Annotated in this window: 1 protein-coding gene; it reads left to right on the forward strand. The window is 65.3% G+C overall.

Features of this window, described 5'->3' with window-relative positions; genetic code table 11:
• A partial coding sequence (locus HX846_RS39700; RefSeq protein WP_256739859.1) for a hypothetical protein occupies positions 1-426 on the forward strand: 426 nt, incomplete at both ends.

The following is a 426-nucleotide window of genomic DNA, read 5'->3' on the forward strand; positions in this document are numbered from 1 at the left end:
CGGTGCAAGTGGTGTGGCGCCAGGCCGAACTGGTGGTGCAGAACATCCCGCTGGACCCGGCCGATGGTGATGTGATCGAACAACTGCACGCGCGTTTTGATGCCCGCCACTATCGCCTGGATATCACCCAGGCGCCGCTGCTGCGTATGGTGTATGCGCAGGACCCGGCCAACCAGCGGGTCGCGGCGATCCTGCTGTTCCATCACCTGGCACTGGACCACACGGCCATGGAAGTGGTCGGCCAGGAAATGCGGGCGTTCCTGTTCAACCAGGCCGATGACTTGCCGGCCGCCGCACCGTTCCGTCACTACGTGGCCCAGGCTCGCCTGGGTGTCAGCGCCCAGGAACACGAGCAGTTCTTCCGCGAAATGCTCGCCGATGTCGACGAGCCCACGCTGCCCTTCGGCGTGCAGGATGTGCAGGGCG

The sequence above is a fragment of the Pseudomonas sp. K5002 genome (assembly GCF_013386655.1).
Lineage (GTDB): Bacteria > Pseudomonadota > Gammaproteobacteria > Pseudomonadales > Pseudomonadaceae > Aquipseudomonas.